Origin of the sequence: Aeromonas sp. DSM 116730, assembly GCF_046581335.1 — a bacterium.
Lineage (GTDB): Bacteria > Pseudomonadota > Gammaproteobacteria > Enterobacterales > Aeromonadaceae > Aeromonas > Aeromonas rivipollensis.
The window spans coordinates 2,408,684-2,428,176 of the sequence record NZ_CP144265.1 but is presented as its reverse complement, the minus strand read 5'-3'; the positions used below and the strand labels follow the sequence as shown (position 1 = coordinate 2,428,176).

The 19,493-nt window shown below is 60.9% G+C and carries 21 protein-coding genes; 6 read left to right on the top strand and 15 right to left on the bottom strand.

Annotated features, from left to right (window positions below; all coding sequences use genetic code 11):
• Window positions 1–205 precede the first annotated feature (205 nt).
• Entirely contained in the window at window positions 206–1,081 is an 876-nt protein-coding gene (locus Aeroheme_RS11115) for a S1 RNA-binding domain-containing protein (RefSeq protein ID WP_106886869.1), read from the top strand.
• A gap of 1 nt (window position 1,082) precedes the next feature.
• Window positions 1,083–1,394, top strand: a complete 312-nt coding sequence (locus tag Aeroheme_RS11110) for a DUF1289 domain-containing protein (RefSeq protein ID WP_411165844.1) — start codon at window positions 1,083–1,085, stop codon at window positions 1,392–1,394.
• 45 nt (window positions 1,395–1,439) lie between these two features.
• Here the strand turns inward: Aeroheme_RS11110 and Aeroheme_RS11105 are convergent, their stop codons facing one another.
• The 6 genes from Aeroheme_RS11105 to minC all read right to left on the bottom strand — a co-directional run bounded on the left by Aeroheme_RS11105 (window position 1,440) and on the right by minC (window position 5,133).
• Window positions 1,440–1,763 carry an HI1450 family dsDNA-mimic protein gene (locus Aeroheme_RS11105; RefSeq protein WP_005331685.1) on the bottom strand — a complete coding sequence of 108 codons (324 nt, stop codon included), beginning with the start codon at window positions 1,761–1,763 and terminating at the stop codon, window positions 1,440–1,442.
• A 287-nt stretch (window positions 1,764–2,050) separates the two neighbouring features.
• Complete coding sequence (gene mtgA, locus Aeroheme_RS11100; RefSeq protein ID WP_106886866.1) at window positions 2,051–2,758, bottom strand: monofunctional biosynthetic peptidoglycan transglycosylase; 708 nt, start codon at window positions 2,756–2,758, stop codon at window positions 2,051–2,053.
• 53 nt (window positions 2,759–2,811) lie between these two features.
• The gene (locus Aeroheme_RS11095; RefSeq protein ID WP_041205707.1) at window positions 2,812–3,138 is read right to left on the bottom strand and encodes an HI1450 family dsDNA-mimic protein; all 327 of its coding nucleotides are present in this window, start codon (window positions 3,136–3,138) and stop codon (window positions 2,812–2,814) included.
• A 178-nt stretch (window positions 3,139–3,316) separates the two neighbouring features.
• The gene (minE, locus tag Aeroheme_RS11090) at window positions 3,317–3,583 is read right to left on the bottom strand and encodes a cell division topological specificity factor MinE (RefSeq protein WP_005311265.1); all 267 of its coding nucleotides are present in this window, start codon (window positions 3,581–3,583) and stop codon (window positions 3,317–3,319) included.
• 2 nt (window positions 3,584–3,585) lie between these two features.
• Window positions 3,586–4,398, bottom strand: a complete 813-nt coding sequence (gene minD, locus Aeroheme_RS11085) for a septum site-determining protein MinD (RefSeq protein WP_098984135.1) — start codon at window positions 4,396–4,398, stop codon at window positions 3,586–3,588.
• A gap of 18 nt (window positions 4,399–4,416) precedes the next feature.
• Entirely contained in the window at window positions 4,417–5,133 is a 717-nt protein-coding gene (minC, locus tag Aeroheme_RS11080; protein WP_106886865.1) for a septum site-determining protein MinC, read from the bottom strand.
• A 106-nt stretch (window positions 5,134–5,239) separates the two neighbouring features.
• Between minC and Aeroheme_RS11075 the strand changes: the two genes are divergently transcribed.
• Window positions 5,240–5,518, top strand: coding sequence for a YcgL domain-containing protein (locus tag Aeroheme_RS11075; protein WP_106886864.1), 279 nt, complete (start codon window positions 5,240–5,242; stop codon window positions 5,516–5,518).
• Window positions 5,518–6,477, top strand: coding sequence for a lytic transglycosylase domain-containing protein (locus Aeroheme_RS11070; RefSeq protein WP_106886863.1), 960 nt, complete (start codon window positions 5,518–5,520; stop codon window positions 6,475–6,477). The genes Aeroheme_RS11075 and Aeroheme_RS11070 overlap by 1 nt, the downstream gene beginning before the upstream one ends.
• A gap of 231 nt (window positions 6,478–6,708) precedes the next feature.
• On the opposite strand, the gene Aeroheme_RS11065 is transcribed toward Aeroheme_RS11070, so the two are convergent.
• The 3 genes from Aeroheme_RS11065 to Aeroheme_RS11055 form a co-directional block, all read right to left on the bottom strand.
• Complete coding sequence (locus tag Aeroheme_RS11065; protein ID WP_025326890.1) at window positions 6,709–8,079, bottom strand: L-serine ammonia-lyase; 1,371 nt, start codon at window positions 8,077–8,079, stop codon at window positions 6,709–6,711.
• Window positions 8,080–8,365: 286 nt separating this feature from the next.
• The gene (locus tag Aeroheme_RS11060; RefSeq protein ID WP_106886862.1) at window positions 8,366–9,748 is read right to left on the bottom strand and encodes an L-serine ammonia-lyase; all 1,383 of its coding nucleotides are present in this window, start codon (window positions 9,746–9,748) and stop codon (window positions 8,366–8,368) included.
• A 166-nt stretch (window positions 9,749–9,914) separates the two neighbouring features.
• A complete protein-coding gene (locus Aeroheme_RS11055) occupies window positions 9,915–10,199 on the bottom strand; it encodes a pyrimidine/purine nucleoside phosphorylase (protein ID WP_162520159.1) in 285 nt (94 codons plus the stop codon).
• Between the two features lie 269 nt (window positions 10,200–10,468).
• On the opposite strand from Aeroheme_RS11055, the gene Aeroheme_RS11050 reads away from it, so the two are divergent.
• Window positions 10,469–11,713, top strand: a complete 1,245-nt coding sequence (locus tag Aeroheme_RS11050) for a dicarboxylate/amino acid:cation symporter (protein WP_111912704.1) — start codon at window positions 10,469–10,471, stop codon at window positions 11,711–11,713.
• A 94-nt stretch (window positions 11,714–11,807) separates the two neighbouring features.
• On the opposite strand, the gene Aeroheme_RS11045 is transcribed toward Aeroheme_RS11050, so the two are convergent.
• Entirely contained in the window at window positions 11,808–12,206 is a 399-nt protein-coding gene (locus tag Aeroheme_RS11045) for a MerR family transcriptional regulator (protein WP_005325128.1), read from the bottom strand.
• A 132-nt stretch (window positions 12,207–12,338) separates the two neighbouring features.
• On the opposite strand from Aeroheme_RS11045, the gene Aeroheme_RS11040 reads away from it, so the two are divergent.
• Window positions 12,339–13,502, top strand: coding sequence for a thiolase family protein (locus tag Aeroheme_RS11040; RefSeq protein WP_411165843.1), 1,164 nt, complete (start codon window positions 12,339–12,341; stop codon window positions 13,500–13,502).
• 97 nt (window positions 13,503–13,599) lie between these two features.
• On the opposite strand, the gene Aeroheme_RS11035 is transcribed toward Aeroheme_RS11040, so the two are convergent.
• From Aeroheme_RS11035 to Aeroheme_RS11015, 5 genes are all read right to left on the bottom strand, one after another.
• Entirely contained in the window at window positions 13,600–14,823 is a 1,224-nt protein-coding gene (locus Aeroheme_RS11035; protein WP_106886859.1) for an EAL and HDOD domain-containing protein, read from the bottom strand.
• Between the two features lie 114 nt (window positions 14,824–14,937).
• Entirely contained in the window at window positions 14,938–16,194 is a 1,257-nt protein-coding gene (locus tag Aeroheme_RS11030; RefSeq protein ID WP_392417920.1) for an OmpP1/FadL family transporter, read from the bottom strand.
• Window positions 16,195–16,445: 251 nt separating this feature from the next.
• Window positions 16,446–17,732 (bottom strand): outer membrane protein transport protein, encoded by a 1,287-nt coding sequence (locus tag Aeroheme_RS11025; RefSeq protein WP_106886857.1) that lies wholly within the window; start codon window positions 17,730–17,732, stop codon window positions 16,446–16,448.
• Between the two features lie 408 nt (window positions 17,733–18,140).
• Window positions 18,141–18,884, bottom strand: coding sequence for a DUF3379 domain-containing protein (locus Aeroheme_RS11020; protein ID WP_005325140.1), 744 nt, complete (start codon window positions 18,882–18,884; stop codon window positions 18,141–18,143).
• Window positions 18,877–19,467: a sigma-70 family RNA polymerase sigma factor gene (locus Aeroheme_RS11015; RefSeq protein WP_106886855.1), complete on the bottom strand. Its 591-nt coding sequence runs from the start codon at window positions 19,465–19,467 to the stop codon at window positions 18,877–18,879. Before Aeroheme_RS11015 ends, Aeroheme_RS11020 begins: the two co-directional genes overlap by 8 nt.
• Window positions 19,468–19,493: the final 26 nt, after the last annotated feature.

The following is a 19,493-nucleotide window of genomic DNA, read 5'->3' as shown; positions in this document are numbered from 1 at the left end:
GGCGACCGAGTGCTGCTAATATCGCCAATGCCGGGTCGCCCCGAGGTGAAAATCCTGTGGGGGGACGGGCAAGGGACTAGGTCCTGTCACGGCTCTGGGGTAACATGCGCGCCTGCATGAAAAACCTGAGCCCTTGTCCTCCCTCAGCCGACGACAGGGGCGATGCACATTATTACGGGCCATGAACTGCAGGCCCATCCAGATATTGAAAGAAGAGATCACCATGTTACAGATTGGCAAGATGAACACCCTCACCGTAGTCGAGCTCGAAGATCGTGGCGCCTGGCTGGCCGCGGGGGAATATGGCGAGCTGCTGTTGCCCAAGCGTCAGCTGCCGGAAGGCGTCGCCGAAGATGGCGAGGTGTCCGTCTTTCTCTATCTGGACGCAGATTGCGAGCCGGTGATCACCACCGACAAGCCCTTTGCCATGGTGGGTGACATCGTCGGCCTCAAGGTGGTCAACGCCAACAAGATCGGCGCCTTCCTCGACTGGGGCATGAAAAAGGATCTGTTCGTGCCAAGCCGCGAGCAGAACAAGCCGATGCAGGTGGGCCATGTCTATCTGGTACACCTGATGCTGGACAACGAGGGGCGCATGGTGGGCACCAGCCGCCTCGAGCGTTTCCTGCGCGTCGATCCCCCCTTCAAGGCCGGTGACGAGGTCACTGCGCTGCCCGGGGAACACACCCCCCTCGGCATCAAGGCCGTGGTCAATGGTCAGTACTCCGGCATGCTGTTCAAGAACGAGGTGTTCGGCCGCTTGATGACGGGCCGACCGCTGACCGCCTGGGTCAAGCAGGTCCGTGAGGATGGCAAGCTGGACCTGACCCTGCAAAAACCGGGGCAGGATCGGATGGATGATGCCGGCGGCCGTATTCTCACCCGCTTGCAGAAGCAGGGCGGCAGCCTGGCGGTGGGGGACAAGAGCGAACCCGAGCTCATCTACAAGATGTTCAACATGAGCAAGGGCACCTTCAAGAAGGCCATAGGCGGGCTCTACAAGCAGGGCAAGATCGTCATCGAAGACAACTGCATCACGCTGGTTGCAGCAGAGACCAGCTCGGCCCAGGACGGCGAATAAGGTGCCGAGTCCCTGCATCGGCGACTGCCGGGCCAAGGATGGGCTCTGCCTCGGTTGCGGCCGTACCCTGACCGAGATAGGCCAGTGGTCCGCCATGGACAGCGAGGCCCAGCTGGCCCGCATGGCCGAGCTGGATGGCACGCGCAGCACTCATCAGTGCCCGGGATGCGGCGAGCCGGCGTTTTGCGCCGTCTCCGCCGGTGAACCCATAGAGCGCTGCTGGTGCAGCCAGCTGCCCCCCTTGCCCATGAACGAGGCGAGCGCCTGCTGGTGTCGTCGCTGTCTGGCCAAAGCCATAGCGGTTCGTCCCTGAAGGGGTAAATCGCAGAGACGAAAAAGGCGCCAGGGGCGCCTTTTCTTATGCCTGCTGCTGGCGGTGCCAGCGAACATGGACCTCGTGTTCACTCTGATCCCGAGGCAGCAGGAAGGTGGCATAGATCACCTCGAATTCCTCCTGATGATCCAGCAAGCCGACCCACACCTCGGCCCAACGCTCCATGTCGACCGGCACGCCGAGTTCGGTCGACCAGTCGGCGTTGGGCAGGGTCGCCTCGACGGCGCCACGCTGCTCGAATTCGAGGGTGATGTCGACGATTTGTTCGGGGGCCAGCATGTCGGCGGCCTGCTCCAGAAACTGATCATAGGCCCACTCGACCAGCTGATCCGGGCTACGTTGTTCCATGAAATCACTCCAGATACGTCCAGGTTCGCCACTTTAACAATTATTGGGGATGGCGGCCAGCGCGTGAGGCTGGCAACCCCGTGCTGTCAAATGGCCGAAACAGGGGATAAGGTTAACAGAGCCGCCGCCATCGGGCGGCATGATGAGGCATCTGGGCAGCATGAAGCGACGACAGTACAGGCGGCAGATCAAGCGGCGACGGGAGACCTGGTGGTGGCACTATTTGCCGTTGCACCGGGAGGTCATCGGCGGCCATCTGGGGCCGGCCTCCGACCCCGTCGACGAACCTAGCCGGCCTCGTGCACCCGGTTCAGGGTGACCTGGCCGAGCTGACTCATCTGGCGGCGGATCCAGGCCGAGCGCTGCTGTACATAGGGCGAGGGGGGCTTGACCCGGTAGCGCCAGGGATTGGGCAGGGCGGCGGCCAGCAAGGAGGCCTCGTAGCGGGTCAGGCGCGCCGCCGGTTTGCCGAAGTAGTGCCTGGCGGCGGCCTCGGCACCATAGATGCCGGGCCCGAACTCCACTATGTTCAGGTACACCTCGAGGATGCGGGACTTGTCCCAGCCCAGCTCCATCAGCAGGGTGAACCAGGCCTCTATCCCCTTGCGCAGCAAGCTGCGATCGCTCCACATGAAGAGGTTCTTCGCCGTCTGCTGGCTCAGGGTACTGGCCCCGCGCACCCGCCGGCTTTGCTGGTTGTGTTTGAGGGCCGAGCTGATGGCATCCATGTCGAAGCCGTTGTGATCGGCGAAGCGCTGATCCTCGGCGGCGATCACCGCCAGTTGCAACTCCCGCGAGATACGCTCGAGGGGCACCCAGTCGTGCTTGACCTCGGCCACCTTGGCGGGCGGAAACAGCGCCCGCTCGAGGCGCCAGGTCCACATGGGGGGATCGATGAAGCGCAGCAGCGCCACCGAGACGATGGAGCTGACCAGCGCCGCCAGCAGCAGCTTGCCGAGCCAGCCCAGAAGGCGCCGCCAGCGCGTCGGTCTCACGGGCTCAGGCTCTGAGTCCCACTCATAGTGACCGGGATCGTCGGGATCCGGAATTATTGGGGCAGCCATTCGATGTGGCAGAACTTCTCGTCGACACGGCGGGAGAGCAGCATGCGGGCAAACAGGTGCTCATACTCTTGCTCGGCATTGCCAAGGCCAACCCAGATCTCGGCGTACTCGGCATCGCTCACGGCAAACCCCACGTCCGCTTCCCAGTCATCGGCGGGGTCGGTCTCCGCCAGCAGACCCCGATCGTTGAAGGCCTGGTTGAACAGGGCTATCTCCTGCTCGGGCAGGTTGTCCGAGGCCAGCTCCATGAAGAGTTCGAGGGCGGTATCGAGCAGTTCCTCGACGCTGTGCATTTCGTCATTCAAAGACATAAGACCTGTATTCCAGATGAGGGGGAGAGGTCCCGTCGGCAGGACCGAGGGGGCGGGCAGTATTCTAGCTGGCCCCGCACGCCTTGGCGAGATGCCTCTGCGCCAGGCAATAAAAAACCGGATCCTGCTACAGGATCCGGTCTTCATTGGGGGAAGGGGTCACGCATGGGGCGTCAGCTCATCCCTTCTTGTCATCGGCGAAGGTGATGTTGAGCTCCAGTACCGACAGCTCGTCACTCTTCTTATCGAGCTGGACGGTGATCTTGTCCGGATCGATCTGCACATACTTGCGGATCACGTCGAGGAGGTCCTGCTTGAGCTGGGGCAGGTAATCCGGCCCCCCTCTTGAAGAACGCTCGTGCGCGACTATGATCTGCAACCGCTCTTTGGCCAGTTGTGCGGTGTTTTGTTTCTTGTTGGAACGAAAATAATCCAATAATGACATGTTTAACTCCCGAACAGTCGGCTAAAGAAGCCCTTCTTTTCTTCTTCCAGAAAACGAAAATCCTTGGTGTCACCCAGCAGGCGGGCAACGGCGTCCTCATAGGCCTGACCGGCATCGGACTCCTTGTCCAGAATGACCGGCTCCCCCGAGTTGGAGGCGCGCAGCACCGCCTGGGACTCCGGGATCACCCCGAGCAGTTTGATGGCCAGGATCTCCTGCACATCCTGCACGCTCAGCATGTCGCCACGGCTGACGCGAGTCGGGCAGTAGCGGGTCAGCAACAGGTGCTCCTTGATGGGGTCTTCCCCGCGCTCGGCGCGGCGGGACTTGGAGGCCAGGATGCCGAGGATGCGATCCGAGTCACGCACGGAAGAGACTTCCGGGTTGGTGGTGACGATGGCCTCGTCGGCGAAATAGAGCGCCATCAGGGCCCCCGCCTCGATGCCGGCCGGGGAGTCGCAGACGATGTAATCGAACTTCATCTCCGCCAGCTGATCCAGGATCTTCTCGACCCCTTCGCGGGTCAGGGCGTCCTTGTCCCGGGTCTGGGAGGCAGGCAGGATGAACAGATTCTCGGAACGCTTGTCCTTGATGAGGGCCTGGTTGAGGTTGGCCTCACCGTTGATCACATTGACGAAGTCATACACCACGCGCCGCTCGCAGCCCATGATGAGATCCAGGTTTCGCAGGCCAATGTCAAAATCGATGACCACTGTCTTGTGGCCACGCTGGGCCAAGCCGGTGCTCAGGGCCGCGCTGGTTGTGGTCTTGCCAACGCCACCTTTGCCCGATGTAACGACTATGATTCGCGCCATTCTCGCTTCCTTGTAACTCTATTTGATGCGGTCTATTCGGAGTTGTTCGTTGTCCAGCCGGATATGGACTGGCTCTTGTATCAGGCCTGCCGGCAGTGCGTCGCTGAGCTGGAAGGTGCCCGCGATGGAGAGCAGCTCGGCCTGCAATTGCTGGCAATAAATGCGGGCAAGGGGATTGCCCTTGGCCCCCGCGATGGCACGGCCACGCAGGGCGCCATAAATATGGATGCTGTCGTCGGCGATGACTTCGGCCCCCGGACTGACCGAGCCCAGCACCACCAGCGAGGTGCCGGCAGCATAGATCTGCTGGCCGGAGCGCACCGGCCCGACGTGGACCTTGGTCGGCTCCAGGGCATGAACCGGGGCGACCTGGGCCACCTCCACGGGTTCAGGTGCTGGCGCCGGTGCCACAGGCTCGGCCTTGCGGCTCTTGCCCGACACCATGACGGCCAACCCGGCCGCCTTGGCCGCCGTCTTCATCGCCTCATCCCGCGCCCCCGTGATGCCGACCAGCACGAAATCTTCCGACTCGACCAGCTCCCTGAGCTGCTCGAAATCGGGGATATCGCTGAGGCGTTCCACATTGAGGACGAGGGGGGCACAATTAAAAAACTGGGGAGCTTGCGCGACCTTGGCCTCCAGCAGTTGTCGGATCCGGTCCGGATTGCCATCGCTGAGATGCAACACAGAAATAGTGAAGGTGGTCCCTTTCAATTCGTTATCGCGTTCAACCATGAATCTTCCCCGAACCGAGACGGTAATACGTTATTGTTATTCAATTCCTGATGTTATAGTTTGCCACCACCAGAGGCAATGAACCCGTCGGATTATATCAATTTCCATGTTGTGTGCAGTCTATAAAAGTCGCAAAAAAGCCGAGACCTATCTCTTTATTGAAAGAAGAGAGGACTTTTCCCGTGTGCCAGAGGCACTGATGAGTACCTTCGGACGCCCCGAGCTGGTTTTGATGACCAAGCTGGACCCGGCCAAGCCCCTGGGGATCGCTTCCACCGAGCGGGTGATGGCGGCCTTGCAGAGCCAGGGTTTCTACCTGCAGGTGCCCCCTCCACCGGAAAATTTGCTGGAGCAGCACAAGGCACAATTAAAAGGCTCCCGCTGATGCAGGGGAGGCTGGCACTGTTATTGTTGAGCGCACTATTAAGTGCGCCCCTGAAGGCCAGCGTCGATTTTGACCATTATGTGACGAGTCTCAAACAGCAAGCCCTGGCGGCCGGCATCCAGCCTGCGACGGTAACGGCCGCTTTTGCCGATATTCGCCTCATAGAGGCGGCCATCAAGCACGACAAAAATCAGCCGGAATTCAAACTGACCCTGGATTCCTATATTCCCCGTGCCGTGCCCCAATGGAAAGTCAAGCAAGCCCGCGCCTTATATCGCCAGCATCTGCCGCTGCTCACGAAAATAGGCGATGAATATGGGGTGCAGCCCCGTTTTATTGTCGCCTTGTGGGGCATAGAAACCAATTTTGGCAAACTCACCGGTAATTTCCCGCTGGTCTCCTCCCTGGCGACCCTGGCCTGGGAAGGGCGACGGGAAACCTTCTTCAAGGATCAGCTGTTCGATGCCCTGCGCATCATAGAGCAGGGGCACGTGAGCCCCGCCGCCTTCAAGGGCTCCTGGGCGGGGGCCATGGGGCAGGTGCAGTTCATGCCCTCCTCCTTCCTCAAATACGCAGTCGATCAGGACGGGGATGGCAGGAAGGATCTGTGGGGGAATCTGGCGGATGTGTTTGGATCGGCAGCCAATTATCTGCATCAGAACGGCTGGCGAGAGGATGAAACCTGGGGACGGCGGGTGAGGGTGCCCGACTCCCTCAAGCCCGCCCTGTTTGGCCTGGAGCAGCGCAAGCCGCTCCAGGCCTGGCAGGTGCTCGGGGTGCGGCAACTGGATGGCTCACCGCTGCCGAAGGCCGACATGCAGGCCTCCCTCATCCGGCCCGATGACGTCCATGGCCGCAGTTATCTTGCCTATGACAATTATCGGGTGCTGCGCCACTGGAACCGCTCCCCCTATTTCGTGGTGGCGGTCGGCACCCTGGCGGATCGGATAGTGGAATAAAAGTGGAATAGAAGAGCGGAGCAAGTGCGGGATAAGAGTGGGATAAGAGCGGAATAAGATGGTGGGGAGGTCGCCGAATAAGATAGCAAAATCATCCCTCCCCACTTTGACCCCTGACGGATGAATTGCCCCCTTACTCTTTATTCTTCATGTCAGTGCGTCTGTCCCTGAAAAAATGGCAGAAAAAAGGCGGGAATCTCTCCCGCCTTTTTTGCATCTGCTGTTTGCCGCTTATTCGCAGGCAACCTGCATCACCTTGATGGCCAGGCCACCGCGGGAGGTTTCACGGTACTTGGAGTCCATGTCCTTGCCGGTGATGTACATGGTCTCGATGACCTTGTCCAATGACACGCGTGGCTTGGAGGTACGACGCAGGGCCATGCGGGAGGAGTTGACCGCCTTCATGGCGGCGATGGCGTTGCGCTCGATGCAGGGCACCTGTACCTGGCCAGCGACCGGATCGCAGGTCAGACCCAGGTTGTGCTCCATGCCGATCTCGGCCGCTTCACACACCTGCTCCGGGCTGCCGCCCATGAGTTCAGTCAGGCCGGCGGCGGCCATGGAGCAGGAGACGCCCACCTCACCCTGGCAACCCACTTCGGCACCTGAGATGGAGGCGTTCATCTTGTAGAGCATGCCGACGGCGGCGGCGGCCAGGTAGAAGCGGGTGTATTCGTCGCGGCCGACCGGCTGGATGAACTTGTCGTAGTAGGCCAGCACGGCCGGGATGATGCCCGCGGCGCCGTTGGTCGGGGCGGTGACGACGCGGCCACCGGCGGCGTTCTCTTCACTCACCGCGAGAGCGAACATGTTGACCCAGTCAACGATGCTCATGGGGTCGTTGGAGAGATGCTCGTTGGTGGTCAGCTGACGGTAGAGGGGAGCGGCACGGCGCGGCACCCGCAGCGGGCCGGCCAGGACACCCTCGGTACGGCAGCCGCGCTCTATCCCTTCACGCATGGTGGTCCAGATCTTGCCGAGCTTCTTGTAGATCTCTTCCGGGGTGTTGAAGCACTTCTCGTTCTCCAGCATCAGGGCGGAGATGGAGAGACCGGTCTGGCCGCAGTGGGCGAGCAGCTCGGCGGCGCTCTTGAAGGGGTAGTTGACGGTCATGTCGCCGCTGTCGGCCTTGCCGAAGCTCTCTTCATCGACGATGAAGCCACCGCCGATGGAGTAATAGGTCTTGCTGTAGATGGCCTCGTCTTCGATGAAGGCGGTCAGCTTCATGCCGTTCTCGTGCAGGGGCAGGGCCTCGTCATGGAACACCATGGCGCCTTTCGGGAAGCTGACGGTGTGGCAGTGCAGGCCTATGGGCAGACGACCGGTCTGCTCGACCCGGGAGATGAATTCAGGAATGCCGTCGATGTCGACATTTTCCGGCAGGTTGCCGGCCAGCCCCATGATGATGGCGGTGTCTGTGTGGTGGCCTTTGCCGGTCCAGGAGAGGGAGCCATAGACGTCAACCTGGATCCGGGTGATGTCACGGATCTTGCCGCTAGCACGCAGATCATCCACGAACTGTTTGGCTGCTTTCATCGGGCCGACAGTGTGGGAAGAGGAGGGGCCAACACCGATTTTGAAGATATCAAAAACGCTGATCATGTAACAATTACCTCAGGGTAGAAGGGGGCGCCATGCCCGCTCGCAGAAAGGGTGATCCATGGGACGGGTCTGTCGTCACAAAGGCCAGGGAACCAGATAACCGCAGTGTAACGGCTTCCTGCCTAAAAAAAGTTGAAATAGATCTATTTTTGTTGAATTCACGGCGCGAGTATAAAATTTATTTTGATGGTTATCCATTTTGTTAAGCGCAAGGCAAACGTTTTGCGAAAAAATACCCGGCCAGGCCGGGTATCTGAGGGTCATCTGAGGTCGTTTTTACCCAGGCTTAACATTCGGTGATGTTGACGGCGAGGCCGCCGCGGGCTGTCTCCTTGTACTTGGTCTTCATGTCGTTGCCGGTTTCCCACATGGTCCTGATCACCTTGTCCAGGGAGACCTTGTGCTCGCCTGTGCCACGCAGGGCCAGGCGGGCGGCATTGATCGCCTTGACCGCCCCCATGGCGTTGCGCTCTATGCAGGGCACCTGTACCAGGCCGCCGATGGGATCGCAGGTCAACCCTAAGTTGTGCTCCATGCCGATCTCGGCGGCGTTCTCGACCACGGCCGGGCTGCCGCCCTGCAGCTCGGCCAGGGCGCCGGCGGCCATGGAGCAGGCGACCCCCACTTCTCCCTGACAGCCCACCTCGGCCCCCGACAGGGAGGCGTTCTTCTTATATAAGATGCCGATGGCGGCGGCGGTGAGGAAGTATTGCATCAGCAGCTCGTCATCCACCTTGCGCACGAAGCGATCGTAATAGTGCAGCACGGCGGGGATGATGCCGGCGGCGCCGTTGGTGGGGGCTGTCACCACCCGGCCACCGGCGGCATTCTCCTCGTTGACGGCCAGGGCAAACAGATCCACCCACTCCATCACCATCAGGGGATCCTTGTTGAAGTTGGTCTCGCCGCAGAGCTGGCGATAGAGGGCAGGGGCGCGGCGCTTCACCTTGAGCCCCCCTGGCAACACCCCCTCGCTCCTGCAACCGCGCTCGACACAGCCCTGCATCGCCTGCCAGATCTTGCGCAGGCCCGCCTTTATCTCGGCTTCGCTGCGAAACACCTTCTCATTGGCCAGCATCAATCCCGAGATGGAGAGGCCGCTCTCCTGGCAGTGGGCCAGCAGCTGGGCCCCGCTCTCGAAGGGGTAGGGGACGGGGTGGGCGGCATCGAAGCGGGCGGCCTCTTCCCGGGCGTTGGCGAAGTGGCTCTCCTCTATGATGAAGCCGCCACCGATGGAGTAGTAGGTCTGCTCAAACAGCAGGCTGTCGCCCGCGAAGGCACGCAGTGTCATGCCGTTGGAGTGGGCGGGCAGGGTCTTGCGCCGATTGAAGAGGATGGCACCGACGCGGGGGAACTGGCTCGGTTGCTCCCCCCCCAGCCGCAGGGTCTGGCTGTGCTCCACCTGATCGAGGAAGGCGGGGATGGCCTCGATGTCCACGGATTCGGGTTCAAAGCCGGCCAGCCCCAGGATGATGGCCTTGCCGGTGCCATGACCCTTGCCGGTCTGGCCGAGGGAGCCGTAGCACTCGACCACGACGCGTTCGGTGCGGGAGAGAAGTGCGCTCTGCTTGAGGGTGTGCACGAAGGCGCAGGCTGCCCGCATCGGCCCCACTGTGTGGGAGGAGGAGGGACCAATCCCGATGGAAAACAGGTCGAAGACACTGATCATGACGTACTCCGATTATGGATTTCGTCTAAACATTGTAAATTTTTTGTAGTCGATGAAAAGGGGGGAAGCAACAGCCTGTGATGGCGGTGTGGAAATGGGGCAAAACAGGGGGATCAGGGGCGCCAGGAGGAGCGGATCTGCATCTCATGGCCCCCCTGAGGGGCTATCAGTCGAGGAACTCGCACAGGTAGGCGGTGGCTGTCTTCACTTCCAGCTTGAAGGAGGAGTGACCGGCCACGTCGAAGGACTCGCCCTGATGGTAGCTGTGCCACTCGTCTTCATCGGCCAGCTGGATGCGAAGGACACCCTTGACCACCGTCATTCGCTCCGGGGCGGCGGTGTTGAACTGGTAATCACCCGCTTCCATCACGCCGACCGTGGCTTTCTCGCCTTTTTGCTCGAAACCGATAGATTTAACATTTCCGTCAAAATATTCGTTAACTTTCAGCATCTTTTCTTCCCTGTATGCACGTTTGCAAAGCCAAAGTAGCACATTATTTTGGCGATTGTCATGGTGAAATAGGGGAAAAACGGTGAGTTTCTTGTGGGTCTCAACTTTGTGAAAAATCATAAAAATTCGTTTCGTTCAGGGATCACGATGTTAAACGGGTAATAAATATGAGATAAAGCGCGCCGCCAGAGCAATGGAGAGGATTTGACGCTCTGGGTGGTCATTTACGCTGCAACAGTGTGAGTAATTGCTTAATAAAGGAACATTCTGTGTTGACAAAAGGATTAATTAAAAATATCGGCTTCCAGGTTGTGGTCGCCATGATCCTGGGGGCGCTGGTGGGTGCCCTCATGGGTGAGCAGGCGACCGTCTTCGCCCCCTTGGGTACGCTCTTCATCCAGCTGATCAAGATGCTGGTGATCCCGCTGGTGGCGGTCGCCATCCTGTCCGGGGCCGCCAATCTGGGGGCCAGCCCGGCCGCGGGCAAGATAGGGGTGACCACGCTCGCCTTCTTCCTCGGTACCTCCGCCCTGGCGGTGCTGCTGGCGCTGGTGATGGGTCAAATCTTCAAGCCCGGTGTCGGGGTCGATTTCGGCTCCACGGCCGCCATGTTTGCCGGTGACTACGCCGACAAGGGCGCCCTGCCAGACGCCGTGGCTACCCTGCTTGGGATGATCCCGACCAATGTGTTCAGCGCCCTGAACGAGGCGAACATACTGCAGATCCTGGTGTTCTGCATGTTCCTCGGCATAGCGCTGGCCAAGCAGCCACGCGAGCGCGCCAAGCCGCTGGTGGATGGCCTCAACACCCTGGTGGACGCCTTCGTCTGGATGATCAACAAGGTGATGCTGATTGCCCCCATCGGGGTCTTCGGCCTGATGGCCGATGCCATCGGCACCTATGGCTTCGACGTGCTGACCCTGGTGCTCAAGCTGTTCGTGGTCTATGTCGCCGCCATCCTCATCTTCGGCTTCGTGGTCTACCCGCTGCTGATCGCCTTCTTCTCCAACACGCCGGTACGCAAGTACTTCTCGGCGATGAAGAAGCCGCAGATAGTGGCTTTCTCCACCGCCTCGTCCATGGCGACCCTGCCGGTCAACATGGAGACCTGCGAGCACGATCTGAAGGTGACCAACGCCACCGCCTCCTTCGTGCTGCCGCTGGGTGCCACCATCAACATGAGCGGCAACGCCATCTATTACGGTCTGGTGGCCATCTTCTTCGCCCAGGTCTACAACATCGATCTCAGCATGGGCGCCTGGGCGGCCATCATAGTCACCTCGACCCTGGGTGCCATCGGCCAGGCCGGCGTGCCGGGCCCGAGCTTCCTGGTGGTGGCCGTGCTGCTGGCGGCCGGTATCCCCATCGAGGGGCTGCCGCTGCTGTTCGCACTGGATCGCCTGTTCGACATGATACGTACCGCCCTCAACATCACCGGCGATGCGGCTTGCGCCATCATAGTCGATCGTTACAGCCCGGATTACGATCCGAACCGCTGGAGCAAGGAAGCCTGAGACCAGGCTCACTGCCATGAATGACAAGAGGGAGGCGCAAGCCTCCCTCTTTCTATTTTCCTGGGGCCGCGATGGCTGCCCCTCCCTTGCCCACTCAGGGGGTCAGCTGGCCCAGCGCCTGCCGGCAGCGCTGCTCGGCGGCCTCCAGCTCCAGCAAGACCATCTGGATGTCTTCCAGTTGCTGCTGCAGGGTCTCCCGCTTGTCGGCCACCAGCCCCAGCATGGTCTGCAACTGGGAGCGGCTGCTCTTGTCTGCGTCATAGAGATCGAACAGCTCGCGGATGTCCGCGAGGCTGAAGCCCAGCCGTTTGCCACGCAGGGTCAGCTTGAGGCGCACCCTGTCCTGACGACTGTAGATCCGGGTCTGCCCCTGGCGCGTCGGGTTCAGCAGACCCTGATCCTCGTAGAATCGGATACTGCGGGTGGTCACATCGAATTCACGGGCCAGCTCGCTGATGCTGAAGGTCCGGGCGTCATCCTTGGATTTGGTCATAGGGCTGTCTTGGCTGTCATCTGGTTGTCAATGCAGGCTGGCACCTTACCCAAACGTCAACTTCCCCGCAAGTCTTGTTCCGGGGACGGCGGCGGCATATGTTATCCCAATGTAACAAGGAGAGTGCGATTGATGGATATAGTGATTGTGGCGGCCAAACGTACCCCCATGGGGGCCTTTCAAGGGGCCTTGAGCGCCCTGAGTGCGCCCGAGCTTGGCGCCTGCGCCATCCGCGCCGCCCTGGCGGCAGCCGGGATAGACGCAACTCGGGTCGATGAGGTCTATCTGGGCAATGTGCTGAGCGCCGGGGTCGGGCAGGCACCGGCCCGTCAGGCGGCGCTCAAGGCCGGGCTGCCGGACAGCGTGCCCTGCACCACCATCAACAAGGTGTGCGGCTCCGGCATGAAGGCGGTGATGCTGGCGGCAGACGGGTTGCGGCTGGGGGAGGTGGATGTGGTGGTGGCGGGCGGCATGGAGAGCATGAGCCGGGCCCCCTATCTGCTGGACAAGGCGCGCAGCGGTTTTCGCATGGGCCACCAAAGCGTGCTGGATCACATGTTCCTCGACGGCTTGCAGGATGCCTACGAGGGGCACCTGATGGGCCACTACGCCCAGCTGAGCGCGGACAGGGCCGGGCTGACCCGGGCCGACATGGATGCCTTCGCCATCGCTTCCCTGGAGCGGGCCCTGACGGCGCAGCGAAGTGGCGCCTTCGGGGCAGAGCTGGCGCCCGTGATGGCGGCAGACACCCTGCTGCTGGCCGACGACGAGCAACCGGGCAAGGCCAGGCCCGACAAGATACCGACCCTGAAACCGGCCTTCAGCAAGACGGGCACCATCACGGCGGCCAATGCCAGCTCCATCTCGGACGGGGCGGCGGCACTGGTGTTGATGCGGTCCGAGACCGCCGAGCGCCTGGGTTTGCCCGTGCTGGCCAGGGTGGTCGGCTACCAGAGCCATGCCGCCCTGCCGGCGGAGTTTACCAGTGCCCCCGTGGGGGCCATCGACAAGCTGCTGGCCCGGGTGGGCTGGTCGGTGGAGGAGGTGGATCTGTTCGAGGTGAACGAGGCCTTCGCCATGGTGAGCATGCTGGCCATGGCGGGGTGCCAGATCCCCCATCACAAGCTGAACGTGAACGGGGGCGCCTGTGCCCTGGGCCATCCCCTGGGGGCCAGCGGTGCCCGCATCCTGGTCACCCTGATCCATGCCCTGCACACGCGGGGCCTGCGGCGAGGGGTGGCGAGCCTGTGCATCGGCGGCGGGGAGGCGACCGCCATGGCCATCGAACTGGGCTGAGGAGTCGCACCCAAGGCGATTGCCGATAAATGCACAACGTCCCTCACGCAGGGACGTTGTCATTTTCGGGGGGGATAGGTGAAAGCGGGGAGTGGGTTCAGTCCGTCCCTTCCATGGCCTGGAGCTGCTGATTGACCCAGGTGGTGGCGGCCAGATAGAGGTGGCTGACCTTCTCTTCATTGAGCCCCAGGCGGGCGGTGCTGGCGGCGATCCGTTGCCAGTTGGCCTTCTCGTAGTCTTCACAAAACGCCAGATAGAACCCCAGATTGCCCTTGCGCTCCAGCAGGGCGGCGCGGATCTCGGCGGTCAGGGGTATGGTGCCGAGCAGTTGATCCAGCGGTTGCCCCATCAGCACGTCCAGCAGGGAGAAGAGCCCGGTGATGAAGGCTTGCTGCGCCTGCTGGGTGGGGGCATGGGTCTGTGCCAGCAGCTCGCAGAAGCGGGCCCGGATGAGGGACATCTGGTAGAGCTCGGCACTCTTGTCGTGACCGGCGCTGGTGGCGGCGATCAGGGCCACGAAACGCTTGAGCTGGGCGTGCCCCAGGGAGCTGGCGGCCTGGCGAAACGAGGCGATGGGCTGGGGAAAGCGCTTGAGGTGGTTGACGTAGCGCAGCAGCTTGAGGGAGAGGGAGAGATCCTGGTTGAGCAGCTGCTCTATCTTGTCCAGATCCGGCTCGGCCTGGTTGACCACCTTGAGCAACTGCATCACCACCAGCTGGGTCGGGGGCATGGTGGTTTGCTGCACCATCTGGGGCCGGCTGAAGAAGAAGCCCTGGAACAACTCGACCCCGAGCCCCTTCATCCGTTCAAACTCGTCCTTGTCCTCCACCTTTTCGGCGAGGTAGGTGAGCGGCAGGTGGCTATGGGTCAGCATGAACTTCTCTATGCTGGCGAGCGGTGTGGCCCGCAGATCGAACTTGATGATGTGGATATAGGGCAGGAACCTGTCCCAGGCCGGGACCAGGGTGAAATCATCCAGCGCCAGCCGATAGCCCAGCCCGTGGAGCTGGATCACCTTGTCCAGCAGGGCATCGTCGGGCTCTGCATCTTCCAGTATCTCGATCACCACCTTGTCCTGGGGCAGGCATTCAGCCAGACCGTCCAGCAGCAGGGAGTGAGGAAAGTTGATGAAACAGGGGTGGCCGCCAAGCAGCTGATCGATGTTCTGTTGCAGGAATTGCTCCGTCACCAGTCGGGAGGTGGCCAGTTGGGCGGAGATGGGGGGAAACACATTATCCAGGCTGTCGCGAAACAGCAGCTCATAGGCATGGGTCTTCAATTCCCGATCCAGGATGGGCTGCCTTGCTACATAGGAATACATGCATTTCTCCAGCATGGGTGAAGGCTTGATTCTATGGTGAAGCGGATCACTATGCCAGTGCCGACCGGGTCGAAAGGGTCAGCAACTGGCATAGTATTGCCAGGGGTGGCGGGATCAGAAGAGGTAGTTGAGCTGCAGGCCGGCCAGCCAGGCGTCCCCTTCCGAGGTGCCCTGGAAGGTGGAGGTGGTTTGCGATATCCCGGGTCTGAGCTGCATGGTTTCGTTCACCTCGACCTTCTTGCCGTCGATCAGGGTCAGCCCCAGATCCAGCGACAGGTTGCGGTCTATCTGGTAACCCACACCGGCGCTGTACCATATCCGATCCGAGTCCGGGATGGAGATGGTACGGCGATCGGCGGGGACAGGGCTGCGATCATAGGCCAGGCCGGAGCGAAGCTGCCACTTCGGAGCCAGCTGATAGGTCAGGCCGAGGGCGTAGCGCCAGCTGTCTTCCCAGTGCTCGTCCTTGATGTGCATGGTGCCATGGTGATCGAGCTCGGATTCGAGCTGCACGAATTTGCTCCAGTTGGTCCAGTTGATGCTCGAATGCAGCGCCAGGGCCGGGGTCAGCTGATGGAACAGGGCCAGCTCCGCGGTGGCGGGCAAGGGCAAGTCCAGGGTGCCGGTGTCGGTGAAGGTGCGGCCCAGCAGATCGGTGCCGACGGCATCCCCGGAGAGGGTCAGGTTGACATCATGGCGATAGGAGAGGCCGATGCGGGTGGCAGGGGACAGCTCCAGCAGGGTGCCGAGATGCCAGCCAAGGGCCCAGCCATCCCCCTTGAGGTGCTTGGCAATCTTGTTGTTGGAGGGGAAGGTACCGCCCACTTCCCCTTCGCCATGGATGGCGGAGAGGCCGGCGCCGATCGACCAGTTCCGGTTGATGCGATAGGCCAGGGAGGCACCGAGATCCACCGTCTTGATGTCGGAGACGTTGCCGAAGTGACCGGCGTTGTAGTTGTCCGGCATCTGGACGCCGAGGCCATAGTAGGAGGTGGCCGCCAGCCCCAGCCACCACTGATCATTCAGGGGCAGGATGAGATAGGCGTTGGGCACCCAGGCACCGTCCGCGATGTCGTTGGCGCTCGCATCCAGGGTCACCGGGCCCTGGGTGGTGGGGACCCGGGTCACCCCCTCTATGTTGACGTCAGGCTGGATATGAATGACGCCGCCGGAGAAGGCGGTGCGCTCGAAGCGGGTCATGGCGGCGGCGTTACGGGCGAGCACGCTGGCGTTGTCGGCGATGGCTGCCTCCCCGGCGAAGGCGCGGCCCATGCCGGTGGCCGATTGCTCCGCCAGCTGGAAACCGGCCGCCAGGACCTGACCAGGCAGCAAGATCAGGGCGATAAGGGAGGGCTTGATGGTCGACTGCATTGCTTTTCCTCGGGATGAACTGAGGGTTCATTCTGTGATTCGGTTGGGGGCGGGATTTTATATGGTATGACCAGCAAGGCAACGGGGGCGGGGACCGAGAGGGCAAAACGGGATTAAATGCTGGAGGTATCGCCTCTAACAGTTTGATAAAAAACAAAAAGAGTACAGCTGTTTGCTACAGGTGTGCGCTGAGATGGGGATGTCGCATAAAAAAAGAGCGCCCGGAGGCGCTCTGTTTGATCGCGATGAAATCAGAATTTCATGTTGAACTGGGCGGATGCCAGCAAGGCGTTGCCGTGGGAGGTGCCCTTCCAGCGTACCGGATCGGTATGGCTGGTCAGACCTTCGTTCACGTCCACTTCCTTGCCGTCCAGGTAGGCCATGCCGAAATCGACGCTCATGTCCTGATCGATGTGGTAGGTGGCGCCGGCGCTGTACCAGACACGGTCGGAGTCAGGAATGCTCAGGCTGCGGTATTCCGGCTCGATCGGGCTGTTGTCGTAGGCGAAGCCGATGCGGGCTTCCCAGGACGGGTTGACGTACCAGGTACCACCGATGGCGTAGCGGGCGGAATCCTTGAACTTCTCATCTTTTTGCAGGCAGATCCCACCAGCGCAGGAGTTGCTGGTGGCCTTGAGCTCCTGGAAGGCGCTCCAGTCGGTCCAGTTGACGGAGTAGTGCACCGCAAACTGCTGATTCAGACGGTGGTAACCGGCGAACTCGGCCTGGGCAGGCAGATCCAGCTTCAGGTTGCCATCGACGGTCTTGTAACCTGAGGTCAGCCCCTTGAAGTCGCCGTCAAAGCTCAGGTCTACCTGGGAGCGGTAGGTCAGGGCCAGACGGTTGTTGTCGTTGATCTCGTACAGGGCGCCGACGTTCCAGCCAAAGCCCCAGGTGTCACCCTTGAGGTGAGCGATGGCGGTGTCGCTGTTGTGCGGCACGCCGGTTTTGGCGGTCAGGCCAGGTGCCAGGGCACCGGCATAGCGGTTCAGCTCGGCCTGGGCATAGACGGCATTGACACCGGCACCCACGCTGAAGTTGGAGTTGATGCGGTAGGCGATGTTGGGGTTGATGTTGAAGGTCAACAGCTCGGTATCACCTGCACCGGCACCGGCCGGGAAGGTCTTGGAGTACTCGGTGGCGAGGCCGTAGTTGGAGAAGAGGCCAATCCCCCAGGCCCACTGATCGTTCAGGGGCTGGATGAAGTAGGTGGCCGGTACGAAGGCATCGGGGGCGATGTCGCTCTCGCTGGAAGAGGCCAGCTTGGCCGGACCGGCATAGATGTCACCCGCGACATCCACGTCGGGCTTGATATAGGTACCGGAAACAGACAGTGCCATCTTGTCGAAGGTGGTCATGGCGGCCGGGTTGCGGGACAGCACGGACGCATTGTCGGCGATGGCGGCTTCACCGGCATAGGCGCGGCCCAGACCGGAGGCCGAGTGTTCGTTCAGCTGGAACGCGGCGGCGAAGGTCTGAGTGCTGGCCAGGGTGACGGCCGCGGCGATCAGGCTTTTCTTGAAAAAGGCAGTTGTCATAGTGTTCTCTCTTTGTAAGCAGATTTTCTGTCGATATCAGGGCTCTTTGGCCGCTATAGACGACAAGATCTGTTGTTATGTCAGCTTCTTCCCATTCACTTCTGGCGTGATTCTATGGATCTGGTAGGAGGTAAGAAATCAGACCAGTGACAGCAGAATACATAAAAGTTTCCATTGTGTTAATCATTTGTTTTAACTTGCCGTTTAAATAGTCTGTTTTATCCATTATTGGATAAATAACACACAATGAGTTCCTTTTGAATCGTTCAAAAAAAAGTGTAAAAATGTGACTTCAGGTGGGTATCAGGCGGGAAGTTGTCGGGATTCTGAGATGAACAGGCAGACAACGACCGTGTCTGCCTGTGATATGGAAGTGACCGGGGCCCGGTCAGCCCCAGTCAAGATCTGTTAAATGGACCAGTGCAAACGTGACTCAAGCTGCTGGGCAACCGGGGCCAGTGACTCCTGCATGTCTCCAATCAGCACCATGTTTGCCCCCTTGAGCGGGAGTATCTCCCCCTTGAGGGTGCCGTCTGCAAAATCGGGCTGGATAGTGAGTGGCACATGCTTGGGCACCAGGAACAGGGTGACCGGGCCCATCTTGCCCTGGATCACCATGTGCAGAGCCGGCCCCTGATAAAAGGCACAGTGATTGACATAGGTGATCTTCATGCCGGGCATGTCCATCAGGGTGGCGCCATATTTTTCCATCTTGGCGTTGATGGTCTGCAGGCTCACCTTCTCATCCACCCCCTGGATGAAGGGCTCCTCCCCATAGACATGGGCCATGGCTACCTGGGCCAGCGACAGCGGCTCCGATGCCGGTGGCCAGCTGATCCAGCGGGTACTCATGCCGAGCAGGAAGGCGACCGATGCCGCGATGGCGAGGGAGCGCCAGCCGGTGCTTTTGGCCGGGGAGGGCAGTGGCACCACCACATCGTCACTCGCTTCCATCGCCTGGCGGAGCAAGATCCGCTCGGCGAGACCGGCGGGCACCTCGACCTCCATCGCCCGTTGCAGGCTGCGATCGAGCTGCTTCATCTCGTCCAGGTGCTTGCGATTGGCGACAGACGCCTCTGCCGCGGCGAGGAAGGCAGGATCCCTGTCCGAGGGATGGGTGATGGCCCGGCGGCGAAATTCAAGCTCATCCATTGGTGTGACCTCTCTGTTGTACCGCAGCCTCCATGGCCTCTTTGATCTGGTTGCGAGCCCGGAACAGCCGCGTCATGACGGTGTTCTTGTTCAGGCCGAGCTGGGCGGCGATCTCCTCGCCGCTGAACCCCCCCAGCACCTGCAACAGCAGGGGCTCCTGATACTCGGCGGGCAGGCGGGCTATGTGGCGCCTAAGCCACTCGTGCTCCATCTCCTGCTCGCTGTGCAGCGCATCCTGATCGCTTTGGGGATGCTCGTCGAGATCGATGAGATCGAACTGCTTGCGCTCGAAGCGCCGGGCATTTTCCCGCCGCAATATGGTGATGAGCCAGGCCTTGGCGGCCTTGTCATCGATCAGGGAATCGATCGCCTTCCAGGCCCGCAGGAAGGTCTCCTGCACCAGATCCTCGGCGACTTGCGGATCCCGGCACAGCCAGTAGGCGTAGCGGTAGATGTCCCCGTGCAGGGCATGCACCAGGGCCTCGTATTTCGTTTGTTTGTCTGCCATATCCCCATAGACCGGGGTAGCAGAGGGATCCTTTCCCGTTCCCGCCTTTTTTTTTCTAAAAAAACCTAACGTCATGAATGCGATTCCTTTTTCATGAGTGG

Bases quoted from the DNA above. Each gene is read 5' to 3' on its own strand.
- Aeroheme_RS11055 (WP_162520159.1), bottom strand. From the start codon at position 10,199: ATGCTGAAAGTTAACGAATATTTTGACGGAAATGTTAAATCTATCGGT.
- Aeroheme_RS11105 (WP_005331685.1), bottom strand. From the start codon at position 1,763: ATGGAACAACGTAGCCCGGATCAGCTGGTCGAGTGGGCCTATGATCAG.
- Aeroheme_RS11045 (WP_005325128.1), bottom strand. From the start codon at position 12,206: ATGACCAAATCCAAGGATGACGCCCGGACCTTCAGCATCAGCGAGCTG.
- minD (WP_098984135.1), bottom strand. From the start codon at position 4,398: ATGGCGCGAATCATAGTCGTTACATCGGGCAAAGGTGGCGTTGGCAAG.
- minE (WP_005311265.1), bottom strand. From the start codon at position 3,583: ATGTCATTATTGGATTATTTTCGTTCCAACAAGAAACAAAACACCGCA.
- Aeroheme_RS11095 (WP_041205707.1), bottom strand. From the start codon at position 3,138: ATGTCTTTGAATGACGAAATGCACAGCGTCGAGGAACTGCTCGATACC.
- Aeroheme_RS11070 (WP_106886863.1), top strand. From the start codon at position 5,518: ATGCAGGGGAGGCTGGCACTGTTATTGTTGAGCGCACTATTAAGTGCG.
- minC (WP_106886865.1), bottom strand. From the start codon at position 5,133: ATGGTTGAACGCGATAACGAATTGAAAGGGACCACCTTCACTATTTCT.
- Aeroheme_RS11065 (WP_025326890.1), bottom strand. From the start codon at position 8,079: ATGATCAGCGTTTTTGATATCTTCAAAATCGGTGTTGGCCCCTCCTCT.
- Aeroheme_RS11025 (WP_106886857.1), bottom strand. From the start codon at position 17,732: ATGACAACTGCCTTTTTCAAGAAAAGCCTGATCGCCGCGGCCGTCACC.
- Aeroheme_RS11015 (WP_106886855.1), bottom strand. From the start codon at position 19,467: ATGACGTTAGGTTTTTTTAGAAAAAAAAAGGCGGGAACGGGAAAGGAT.
- Aeroheme_RS11020 (WP_005325140.1), bottom strand. From the start codon at position 18,884: ATGGATGAGCTTGAATTTCGCCGCCGGGCCATCACCCATCCCTCGGAC.
- Aeroheme_RS11035 (WP_106886859.1), bottom strand. From the start codon at position 14,823: ATGTATTCCTATGTAGCAAGGCAGCCCATCCTGGATCGGGAATTGAAG.
- Aeroheme_RS11030 (WP_392417920.1), bottom strand. From the start codon at position 16,194: ATGCAGTCGACCATCAAGCCCTCCCTTATCGCCCTGATCTTGCTGCCT.
- Aeroheme_RS11075 (WP_106886864.1), top strand. From the start codon at position 5,240: ATGTTGTGTGCAGTCTATAAAAGTCGCAAAAAAGCCGAGACCTATCTC.
- Aeroheme_RS11040 (WP_411165843.1), top strand. From the start codon at position 12,339: ATGGATATAGTGATTGTGGCGGCCAAACGTACCCCCATGGGGGCCTTT.
- Aeroheme_RS11060 (WP_106886862.1), bottom strand. From the start codon at position 9,748: ATGATCAGTGTCTTCGACCTGTTTTCCATCGGGATTGGTCCCTCCTCC.